The following is an 11,264-nucleotide window of genomic DNA, read 5'->3' on the forward strand; positions in this document are numbered from 1 at the left end:
GCGAAGGTTACATGATATCAGCCAGACTTGGAAACTATCTCATCAAATTAGTCCCCCCATAGAACCTCCTTGAGCCATCTTGCACACTTTTCTCTTTTTGTCAAATTTTATGTTAAGAAAGATGTGACTAATGGATAGCTCTTTAGAGCGGGGAGTGTCAACTAAGGTATTCTATGAGGGGGAGCAGAAAAATCCCGCCTCGAAGCTGGTTGTTGTTGAAAAAATCCGTAAAAAATAGTTGCGCTCTTGTATAATCCGCTAAAATCCAGAGAAATAGCTTTTGCCATGGCGACTACAGAAGCATTGAACCCCAGTCAGTTCTCACTCTTAACCAACCTCACCGCTGATCGTTTAAGTTCACCCAACCCACAACAAGAAATGGACAAAGTTATCATTCTCGTTAATGCCGAAGCTCAAGCCAGTGGTCAGATGTCTCGGCTATCGCCCGTTACCGAAAAGATGGTGATTGCCTTAAAAAATGCAGTTCCTAAATCCTTGGCGGTGGAGGTGACGGGGACGGCTTCTTTGTGGTCAAAAATGGAGTCGGGTAAAACCAGCCAGAATAATCTAATCTGGTGTCCCTTAACAATTCAATTACCCAATTGGGTGAATTTTCCTGGTAAAAAAGTTTATCAAGCTTGTCGGGATATCGAGGAAAGACGCACTTGGGTTGCCCATACCCTGCACTATAAAACCAGTCAGGGAGATTCTTCTTTTGGGGATCTTTGGTTGCCGATCACGGTGACATCTAAGGGTTTAGAATACGGTGAGGTAATCGGAGAAGGCATGATCCCCAACGCCTACAGTCAACCGATTAGTCTAGAAAGAGAGAGTCTTAAGTCTTTACATCGGCTGGCAGCGCAATTGCTCGATAATTTACAGGCTCCTGCTTCTGTTTATTTGCTGCAGTTTCGTCTGGCTCATCGAGAAGTGGTTTTTGATCGTCTCTGGCCTTTTCCTGCCGCACCTGCGATCGCTTCTCTGCGCGGTCAACAGACAGACCTCTATGCAGCCTACTGGAATTGTTTACGTCGGCAAGCAATGCTCGATCATTCCTTGGCAATTTAATCCAGTAGCAGAGAAAAACTGTCTAACTTTGCCCACAACAGCGATCGATCCCTAAACTAGCTAAAATTAAATCACTGACGGCGTTAGCGATGGCAAATTCACTATAAAAACTTTCGGAGGGGATGTAAGACCAAAAGCTGGGCGTAAGTCCGTCTTAAGGAACCCTCCCCCGTGAACTGTCTAGCAGTAATGTATTAAGTTGACAAAAGGGATACTTTGGCAGAATATTTAGCGTAGCGGCCGCCATAAAAACACGGCTTTTGTCCGTTCCAACTTTCGAAGATGCCGAAATATTCGCTAATTATCCCGATTTATAACGAGGAAGAAACCATTCCAGAACTCTATCGCCGTGTCAGTGACATCATGGATAGTTTAGATGATTCTGTGGAACTGATTCTGATTAATGATGGCAGTGGGGACCGTTCCTTAAATTTAATGCGGGAACTACAGGAAAGAGATGCTAGGGTCTGTTACATTAGCTTTGCTCGCAACTTTGGCCATCAGGCAGCAGTAACGGCAGGACTTAATTTTGCTAGGGGTCAAGTTATTGTTGTCCTCGATGCCGACTTGCAAGATCCCCCCGAATTGATTCCCAAAATGATTGAGTCTTGGCAAGCCGGTTATCATGTGGTTTACGCCCAGAGAACAAAACGGAAAAAAGAAAGTTGGTTTAAACGCCTGACTGCCTACGTTTTCTATAGATTGCTGCAACAATTAGCCGACGTGGATATCCCTGCGGACACGGGGGATTTTTGTCTGATGGATCGTCAGGTAGTGGACGTGTTAAATTCTATGCCAGAACGGAATCGTTATATTCGCGGTTTGCGCGCTTGGATTGGTTTCCGACAAACTGCTGTTAAATTTGAGCGGGATCCCCGGTTTGCTGGCGAAGTCAAATACACTTTTAAAAAATCCTTAGCCCTAGCGATTAATAGCTTGGTGTCTTTTTCTAAGATTCCCCTGCGTCTTTCCACTTATTTAGGCTTATTTTCTGCTTTAATTGCCCTGTTTATGGCTTTACTGGTTCTCTACTGGCGCTTACAGCAACCCGAATCTCCCGTTACTGGTTTAGCTACTATCTTGATCGCTGTGTTTTTCTTGGGTTCGGTACAATTGATCAGTATTGGCATATTAGGGGAATACATTGGGCGAATTTACGAAGAAGTTAAAGGCAGACCCGCTTATACGATCGCTGAGATCGCTGGGTTGGAAATCAATTAAACTTTTAAAACAACTATCAATTAATTTTTGTCGATTGATGACCTACGGACAAATAAACTTATGATAGACCAGAAAAAATATTTACCTACTCGATCGGCCGCTAATTTCGGAAAGTTTTTGATTATTGCCATTTTGTTAATTGGAATTGGCTTACGGTTTTTCAATTTAGAGCAAAAAGTCTATAGTGCCGATGAAGTTAGAAGTATTATGCGTTTTTCGGGATACACGACTCAAGAGGTGCGGGAGCAGGCTTTCAACGGTGAAATTATTGGCAGGAAAGACCTACAATATGTTCAACATCCTCATTCCGAACGCTCTCTATCCGATGCCTTGCGCTCTCTGATGGGCAATCCAGAACATCCTCCCCTATACCATTTGTCAGCGCGTTTCTGGATGCAGTTAATCCCCATCGAACATTCAGCTAGAACTTTCTCGATTTTCTTAAGCATCTTAGTCATTCCTTGCCTTTATTGGTTATGCCTAGAATTGTTCGATTCCTCCCTAACAGGCTGGATAGCGATCGCTTTATTCGCTGTTTCTCCCTTTCAGATGCTCGTGGCTCAAAACACTACCCAGTATAGTCTCTGGACGATAACAATTATTTTATCGGGAATCGCTCTTTTGCGAGCAATCCGTAAAAATACGCTTAAAAGTTGGCTCTGGTATAGCCTGAGTTTAGCCTTGACTTTTTATACTCATTTATTTTCTGCTCCTGTGGCCATCGCCCAAGCTTTATATGTGATTCTTCTAGAGAGATTGAAAATTACAAGAACAGTTGTTAGCTATATATTGGCAGCTGTTGGCAGCTTAGTTTTATTTAGCCCTTGGCTATTCGTGATTTTTACCAACCTAGGCAAAATCGATGGGAATACCCAATACTATCGACAGTTTAAGACTAATATCAGCCAAATATCTCAAACCTTATTCCGTCATACTGGCCATGTATTTGTGGATTTCTTTCACCGCAAAGGAAGATTAGAGTCGGCTTTACATTTGTTAATTTTATTATTAGCGATCTATTCTCTTTACCATCTCATCCGATACACCTCGCCGAAAGTTTGGTTATTCCTAATAACTTTGATTGTTGTTCCTACACTATTTCAAATAGTCCCCGACTTAATTAAAACTTCGATTCGCTCCCTACAAGCCAGATATTATCTACCAGTATTTTTAGGAATGCAGATTTCTATTTCCCACCTAATCGCTAGTTATATCGGCTCAAAATCCCCCAAAAATTGGCTCCACTATTTGGGACAACAAATCTTGCTAATTTTCCTGCTACTAGGTATAGTATCGGGTGTATTTCTGGGTTTAACTCCTGATGCGGCTTTAGACGATCAAAGAGGTACAGCCAGTGGCAATAATCTAGAAATCGCCCCTGTTTTAAACTCCATGACCAAGCCGATAGTGATCAGCGATAATACCCCTAGTTTCTTTTTGGCATTATCCTATTTAGTTAACGATCAAGTTAAGTTTCAATTATTTCAGGATGGCGATGTGGAATCCTGGCGGCAAAAACTCAATCTCAAGGAATTAGCCCAAAACTACAGTAATATCGTCGTGGCACATCCCGAAGAAGATTTTGTTAACTTCTTAAATGAGCAATACCCCATTCGTACAAAAAAATTAGCAGGACCGCTAATAGAAATTAAACTCCAATAGCAGAGAAAAACTGTCTAACTTTGGCCACAACAGCGATCGATCCCTAAACTATCTAAAATCAAATCACTGACGGCGTTAGCGATGGCAAATTCACTATAAAAACTTTCGCGAAAGTCAAAAGCCTGCATCTCGGTAACGATCGCAATTACCAAGCTACCGAGATCGTTTTCTCCTTCCAAACGCTGACGCAGAAAAATTTGACTAGCGCGTTCAGCGATAGTTTCATTAATAGCTTCGGGAATAAATTCTGCATCTAACCAACGATGCAAAGCGGTGCGCAGCCAAGTTTGTTCCTGTTGGGGATTTTCGATCGGTGGTAAAGTAATAGGTGGAATTGGTGCGGGATGATCGGGCATAATTAGAGAATGATCAGGCTACGAGACTGAATTCTTGGGGGGAGTCGTGGATACCGCCTCTATTATACAAGGATACGCACGCGGTTACTTTCTCATGGCCGATGAGGGGGGGCGATTGGATTGGTATTCTAGTAAAAATCGCGCTCTTATCCCTCTTGATCGGCGTTTTAGGTATCCCAAGTCCCTAAAACGAGTTTTGAATCAAAATCGCTTTAGCGTGGCTATTAACGGCGATTTTGCTGGGGTTTGTGCCGGTTGTGCCGATCGCTCGCTGACTTGGATTTCCCCGGAGTTAATCCAAATCTATCAGCAATTACACCAAGCCGGTTGGGCCCACAGTTTCGAGACTTGGCAAGGGGATCAATTAGCGGGAGGGATTTTAGGTTTGGCAATTTGCGGGGTTTTTATCGGGGAATCGATGTTCTATAAAATTCCCGATGGTTCTAAGGTAGCCATGGTCAAGTTAGTCGAACACCTTAGAGAACGGGATTTCTGTCTATTTGATGCCCAAATGCAAAATCCCCATCTGGCTAGATTTGGGACCTATACTATCTCCGAAAAAGAATATCATCCCCTACTTGAAGGCGCTCTGTTGAAGCATTGCCATTTTGTTTAAGTATTGTTTCCGATTGTGGCAGTCATCTTATATAGTGAGGTAGTAATTTTTCGTTTTGGGGGCCAGTCGTCACGATTCAGTCGTCAATAGCAAATTAGGCTATACTTCATCTTTATCAAAAAAGCTGTGAGAATCGACCTCGAAAATGTCTTGACCATGGAACCCGATTCGAGGTATTCTATCAGGGTAGATCAGACAGTAATGAAATTCAGATTTAAATTGGCAATGTTAAACCAGTTAAAAATTCTAATTGTTGATGATAATGAAGTAGATCGGGTCGCCGTGCGCCGATTCTTAAGAACATCGGAGATGGAGATCGAAATAACAGAAGCCGCTGACTATCAAGAGGCTAAAGAAAAGATGTCCAATAATCTTTTCGACTGTATGTTTATCGATTATCTTCTACCCGATCAAGATGGTTTGACTTTGGTGCGGGAAATTCGGCAGCAGGGAGTTAAAATACCCCTAATTGTCTTAACCGGTCACGGAGACGAAGGAATTGCCGTAGATATGATGAAAGCCGGTGCTTCCGATTATCTGAGTAAATTTCGTCTTTCTGCCTCGCATTTAAATCAAGCGATGCGAAACGCCCTAGGCATCTATGAAGCGGCACAAGAAGTGGCGATTGCCAAACAAGAAAAAGAGCAATTGGCTAGACAAAAAGAAGATTTTGTTTCGAGGATGACCCACGATTTGCGAACTCCCTTAGTGTCTGTCAATCACATATTAGAACTATTTCAAGAAGGTTTATACGGTGAGATTACTCCCGAAATGAGTCGAGTTATTAAGGTGATTATTCGCAGTAATACAAATCTCTTGGAAATGGTTAATAATCTTTTGGAAGTTTATTGTTATGAAAACGGCGAAAAGACACTTAATTTTACTAAATTAAAGATTATCGATATTCTCGAAGAAGTCTGTCAGCAGTTAACTCCCCTTGCCCGAGAAAAAGGACTAGAATTAAGCTTAAATGCCGAAAATGCTAGGGAAATTTTCCTAACTGGCGATCGCTTGGAACTGCGGCGCGTTTTTACCAATCTCATCGGCAATGCGATTAAATTTACCCAAAAGGGTGATGTGAAAATTCATCTAATCCCCGCTACAGAGGAAGATACTTTTGTCACCATTGTCATCGAGGATACTGGTATAGGCATTTCAGCAGAAGAACTACTCCGGATTTTCGAGCGCCTGTACTCCGGTTCCCCAGACACTTCCAACAATGGGTTAGGACTTTATCTCTCCCGTCGCATTATCGATGCTCATGGGGGAACTATTGCCGTCACCTCAGAATTAGAACGGGGTAGTAGCTTTTCTGTCCGTTTACCTAAAATGTCAGCTTGAAGGCTCTCGGTTTGACACCTTGTACGATGAAAAGCTTGGTAGATAAGGTAACTGGATGAACAGGGAATCCCTCGCATGAGTGCGATGGGAGCGTCAACTGTCTAGAAAGATCGATAATAGAAAAAATACTTTCTGCCGATCGGTCACTGTTAATGGCTTCTAATTGGGATATCTTGTTAATACAAGCGGCGCGTCAGGGCAATCGGGCGCGGGTTCAAGCTTTACTGAGTCAGGGGGCAAATGTCAACGCCACTGATGTGCAAAATACTACGGCTTTAATCTATGCCGTGCAGGGGGGTCATAGGGAAATTGTGGCAATTTTGCGAGAATTTGGGGCTGATATCAACAAAAGTAAACAACCTCAAGGTTTAACCCCTCTCATGTTAGCGGCTGCGCTCAATCACAGTGAAATCCTTGCTCAATTAATCGCCGCCGGTGCTAATGTCAATCAGGTCAATCAAGATGGTACGCCTGCACTAATGATTGCCACTTATAAGGGTCATACAGCGATCGCAGAACAGTTATTAATCGCTGGCGCTCGGGTCAATATGCGCGATCGGGATGGAGATACGGCTTTATCTGTAGCTATTAGCCAAAATTACGCCGCAATCGTCCGTTTACTGCTCGATAGTGGTGTAGATGACGAAATCCGTCAAGAAGCTTGGTTACAGGCTCTCACCGCTAATTGCCCAGAAATCCTCGAATTGTTTATTACCCGTGGTATGCCCCTCGATTCTCCCACTTTATCCGGGGAAACTCCCCTAATTTTGGCTGTAGAGAGGGGAAATCTCGGCAGCGGGCAAACTTTACTGCAAGCGGGAGCAAATCCGAATATCAGCACGGAGGAGGGAGAAACTGCCCTCATGATCGCTGCTGCTGAGGGATATTTCGATATTGTCCGACTTTTACTCGCTAAGGGGGCCAGTATTGACAATCAAAATCAGGCTGGAGAAACGGCCCTGCATTTAGGGACGATCGAAGGACATCTAGAGATCGTCCAGGCCTTACTACAAGCCGGCGCTTTTGTCAATCACCGTAACCATTTTGGGGATACACCCCTGATCATCGCCACGATGCAAGGATACGAAGCGATCGTTTTAGAATTGTTAAAACAGGGAGCGGAGCCTAACCTAACTCAGCAGGGAGAAACACCGTTAACCTTAGCTCTACAGCGCAAATTGGCCGAAATCTGCCGTTATCTCCTCGACTACGGGGCTAATCCCAACGCCGTTTATCCCGATGGCAAAACCGTCCTCATGAAAGCTTGTGAGGGCAATAATAGTCAACTGGTGCGCCGGTTAATCGATATCGGTGCTGATGTCAATAAACTCGATTTTAGCGGCGCTTCCCCTTTAATGTGGGCGAGTTATCACGGTTGTCTCGACACGGTTAAAGTTTTGTTAGACGGGGGAAAAGTGCACTTAAATCAGAAAAATCAAGGGGGAATGACCGCTTTAATGTTAGCTAAATTTAATCACCATCAGGCGATCGTTTCTTTATTACAACAAGCAGGAGCGATCGAGTAAGCTGCCCGCGAATTTAAATTGCTTGTTGAGATGAGGCTCCGAGGCTGCGAGGCAGGAGATAGGGTGGTCACTGCGTGCGCGTTGCGGGGGGTCTTAGGGTGTTAGGGTGTTAGGGTTTTAGTTGAAATTCCCCCACTTCCCCACTTCCCCACTTCCCCACTTCCCCACGAGAAACTTTTTGCCGCAAACCCTAGATAGTCAACAGCTTACCATGACCACAGTGATATTATCAGAACCGCCAGCTTTTTTGGCCGCTGCCACTAAATTCTCGACAATTTCCTGACAATCAGCACCGGTTTGCAAATAATCGCTAATTTCCTTGTCGGACACTTCTTCCGTCAAACCATCACTACAGAGAATTAAACTATCGCCAGATTGCACATCGAGGGGAGATACCGTCACTGGGGGCAAATCGCGACGACCGAGACATTGAAATAAAATGTGTCGCCAAGGGTGGTTTTTCGCATCTTCTTCGGACAGATCGCCCATTTTTATCGCCCTAGCTATCCAAGTATGATCCTCCGTCACCTGTTCTAATTTTTGCTCACGAAAGCGATAGAGACGGGAATCACCAATATGGGTGTACCAAGAGCCATCATCTCGGAAGATAGCCATGACTAGGGTTGTCCCCATGTCCTGTCTTTCGGGATTTTTGAGTTGATCTTCAATAATCTTCTCGTTAGCGGCAGTAATTGCCTCCTGCAGCAATTCCCCGGTATTCAGGGGCGAATTCCAGTGTTCTTCTAGATGAGCTTGGATAGTTTCAGTGGCGATTTGACTAGCTTCCTGGCCTCCCGCATGACCCCCCATACCATCGGCAACGATAAAAAAGCGGCGATCGGGGTCGATATAATAACTGTCCTGATTAACCGATCGCACTACACCAGGATCGGTCATTCCTCCAAAAGAAAGGTTGTTCATCGAAATTTCTGCTTCTAACACAATAATTTATTATCCCGTGATCAATTACATCATGCGATCCTGACGTTGAATTTTCTGCCAAAGTCTCAACAAAGCTACCCCCGGGAAAAGCGCAATTCCTAACGGCAATAAGGTCAACCAACCAAAACCACTGACAAATAGAAGCGTCGCTGAGACAATTAAAGCGCTGATAATTAAAGTATAGTTGGTTCCCATTTGGATCATACCCAATCGCCGCAAAAGTCGCTCAGATTCGCTCGAACGCACCCGGACACGGATATCACCCCGTTCTAATTTTTCGATCGTATCATCGATGCGTCGGGGTAAACTCAGGGCGGTGCTGCTCACTTGGGCTGCTTGTCGTCCTAACTCATCGAGGATATTACTGCCATTATTTCCTGTCATATCATGTACTAATTGCAGGGCAAAAGGTTGGGCCACTTCCATAAAGTTAAATTCGGGATCGAGTCCTTTGCCTACCCCTTCCAGGGTAGAAAATGCCCGCATGACGAAGGTAAAGGTAGCGGGAAAGCGAAAAGGCTGATCGTAGGCGATTTCATAGAGATCATCGCTGATAGCGGCCACGGATTGCTCCTCAAAGGGTTTATCCATGAAGTTATCGAGCATATACTGGATCGAGCGCCGCACTGCTCCCATATCACCATTTGCAGTTAATGCTCCTAAATCTACCAGAGAAGTGACCACGCGATCGGCATCTTTTTGGGCAATTCCTAAGAGAGTCTGCATTAGTTTTTCGCGCACGTTGGTTTTAATTTGTCCCATCATGCCGAAATCGTAGAAAATTAACGAGCCATCACTATCAACGGCGATATTGCCGGGGTGAGGATCCGCATGAAAAAAGCCGTTATTGAGCAGTTGAATTAAATAAGCTTTGGCCCCCAGTTTAGCCAACAATTTGCGATCGAGTCCTGCCGCTTCTAGGGCTTCATAATGACTGATTTTGATGCCGGGGAGGTATTCTAGGGTTAAAACCCGGGGAGAGGTGTAGCGCCAATAGACTTTCGGTACTTTGACCCAATCTTCCCCGCGAAAATTACGGCGAAAAGTGTCAGCGTTGCGACCTTCGTTGAGATAATCGGTTTCTTCCCAGAGAATTTTACAGCATTCTTCATAAATACCCGTCCAATCGCGACCTTTCCCCCATTTGGGATGATTTTGAAAGTATTGGGCGATTTTTTTCAGGATGGCCAGGTCGATACTAAATAATTTTTTCAATCCGGGCCGTTGGACTTTGACCACCACATCTTCCCCGGTGTTCAGTTGGGCCCGGTGAACTTGTCCTAAACTAGCGGCTGCTAGGGGGATGGGATCGAAGCTTTTAAAGAGTTTATTCAGGGGTTTACCGAGGGATATCTCGATAATTTTGCTGGCCTGTTCGTAGGTAAATGCGGGAACCTGATCCTGTAGTTTCGAGAGTTCTTCCACATATTCGAGGGGAAAAAGATCGGCGCGGGTGGAGAACAGTTGACCGACTTTAATAAAAGTCGGTCCCAATTCTAACATGGTTTCCCGAATCCAAGCGGCCTGTTTTCTGCGTCTGCCGGCGAGTTTTTCCTCGCTATAGCCGCCGTTATAGCTCCATTTTTTACCGTTGAGCCAGAATTGATAAAGTACAGTCAGAACGAATCGCCAAATATCTAGACGACGACGATTGATCGAATAGTTTTCTCGATTCCAACGATAGCTATTTTTGGCGACTTGGAGGGCCGGCATTGCTGGGTTTAACTCTGGGGTAACGGGGACGGGTAGAAAGGCTGACACGCAATTTTTGGGGCTTTAAAGCGACTAAAAGAGGGTTTTGGGTTAATTCTGGTAGTTTTTTAGTTCCGAGCGCAATTGGGCGATTTCGGCGCGCATTTCGTCGATGTTTTCCTGCACATCGGCACTGGAGGAACCACCGGACTCTGTACCAGTATATACTCCCTTTTCCATGGCTTGATCGGCTCTCATTTGCACTTCTTCGACGAATTGCCGCAGGTTTTCCCGTTGTTCGGCATCAAATTTGCCTAATTCGCTTAAAGCGTTGGTAAAAGCATCTTCTAGCTGTTCACCGATCACTTCAGCGATCGCTCGTCCGAGGAAAAAGGCGTGAATAACGGGGTTAGTCATAATCTTAAATGGATGTTTTCGCTTCGGGGTTTGTGGACGGGAAAGGCAATAATAAATTCCCTAACTACTAGGTTAGGCGACAGAACCAGAAAAGGCAAATCGTTTTTCTGAAAAGGGAGGTGAGACCAAATCCGTTTTCAATAGTGTGATTAACTCTCAAGTTATGAATTGTTTCTCCCTTCTCCCCACACCCTACACCCTACACCCCACTCTCCTATGCCTTTTAAACAGAATTTAGTATTGTAAAGTTTCAATACAAATATAGTCATATATAGCCAGATATGGTAATATGTACAGACAAAACTATCGGACTAGGCAAAAAAAACAGGAATAAGTTATCGAACGGCTTGGAGGTGGTGGAAACAAGGGAATTTAACAGGCTATCAATTGCCTTCCGGTACAATTATCACAACGGATGACAAC

General features: G+C 44.4%; 10 protein-coding genes. 6 read left to right on the top strand and 4 right to left on the bottom strand.

Translation table 11 applies throughout. The features are described 5' to 3' along the window. The first annotated feature begins 285 nt into the window (after nt 1-285). From IM319_RS05365 to IM319_RS05375, 3 genes are all read left to right on the top strand, one after another. Complete coding sequence (locus tag IM319_RS05365; RefSeq protein WP_287734929.1) at nt 286-1,068, top strand: hypothetical protein; 783 nt, start codon at nt 286-288, stop codon at nt 1,066-1,068. 282 nt (nt 1,069-1,350) lie between these two features. After that, nucleotides 1,351-2,289 carry a glycosyltransferase family 2 protein gene (locus IM319_RS05370; protein WP_287734930.1) on the top strand — a complete coding sequence of 313 codons (939 nt, stop codon included), beginning with the start codon at nt 1,351-1,353 and terminating at the stop codon, nt 2,287-2,289. A 60-nt stretch (nt 2,290-2,349) separates the two neighbouring features. Beyond that, nucleotides 2,350-3,951 carry a glycosyltransferase family 39 protein gene (locus tag IM319_RS05375; protein WP_287734931.1) on the top strand — a complete coding sequence of 534 codons (1,602 nt, stop codon included), beginning with the start codon at nt 2,350-2,352 and terminating at the stop codon, nt 3,949-3,951. A 14-nt stretch (nt 3,952-3,965) separates the two neighbouring features. Here IM319_RS05375 and IM319_RS05380 read toward each other — a convergent pair whose 3' ends face one another. Beyond that, the gene (locus IM319_RS05380; protein WP_045358156.1) at nt 3,966-4,307 is read right to left on the bottom strand and encodes a hypothetical protein; all 342 of its coding nucleotides are present in this window, start codon (nt 4,305-4,307) and stop codon (nt 3,966-3,968) included. A gap of 34 nt (nt 4,308-4,341) precedes the next feature. On the opposite strand from IM319_RS05380, the gene aat reads away from it, so the two are divergent. From aat to IM319_RS05395, 3 genes are all read left to right on the top strand, one after another. Then, on the top strand, nt 4,342-4,923 hold the full coding sequence (gene aat, locus IM319_RS05385) for a leucyl/phenylalanyl-tRNA--protein transferase (protein ID WP_287685901.1): 582 nt from the start codon (nt 4,342-4,344) through the stop codon (nt 4,921-4,923). A 225-nt stretch (nt 4,924-5,148) separates the two neighbouring features. Further along, the gene (locus tag IM319_RS05390; protein WP_353737567.1) at nt 5,149-6,264 is read left to right on the top strand and encodes a hybrid sensor histidine kinase/response regulator; all 1,116 of its coding nucleotides are present in this window, start codon (nt 5,149-5,151) and stop codon (nt 6,262-6,264) included. 125 nt (nt 6,265-6,389) lie between these two features. Continuing rightward, nucleotides 6,390-7,790, top strand: coding sequence for an ankyrin repeat domain-containing protein (locus tag IM319_RS05395; protein WP_353857179.1), 1,401 nt, complete (start codon nt 6,390-6,392; stop codon nt 7,788-7,790). Between the two features lie 198 nt (nt 7,791-7,988). Here IM319_RS05395 and IM319_RS05400 read toward each other — a convergent pair whose 3' ends face one another. From IM319_RS05400 to IM319_RS05410, 3 genes are all read right to left on the bottom strand, one after another. Further along, a complete protein-coding gene (locus IM319_RS05400; protein WP_287734933.1) occupies nt 7,989-8,711 on the bottom strand; it encodes a Stp1/IreP family PP2C-type Ser/Thr phosphatase in 723 nt (240 codons plus the stop codon). Between the two features lie 45 nt (nt 8,712-8,756). Next, nucleotides 8,757-10,445, bottom strand: coding sequence for an ABC1 kinase family protein (locus IM319_RS05405; protein ID WP_287077042.1), 1,689 nt, complete (start codon nt 10,443-10,445; stop codon nt 8,757-8,759). A gap of 90 nt (nt 10,446-10,535) precedes the next feature. Next, nucleotides 10,536-10,841, bottom strand: coding sequence for a DUF6825 family protein (locus IM319_RS05410; protein ID WP_004162702.1), 306 nt, complete (start codon nt 10,839-10,841; stop codon nt 10,536-10,538). Between the last annotated feature and the right edge of the window lie 423 nt (nt 10,842-11,264).

It is taken from the genome of Microcystis sp. M113S1 (assembly GCF_020246945.1).
Lineage (GTDB): Bacteria > Cyanobacteriota > Cyanobacteriia > Cyanobacteriales > Microcystaceae > Microcystis.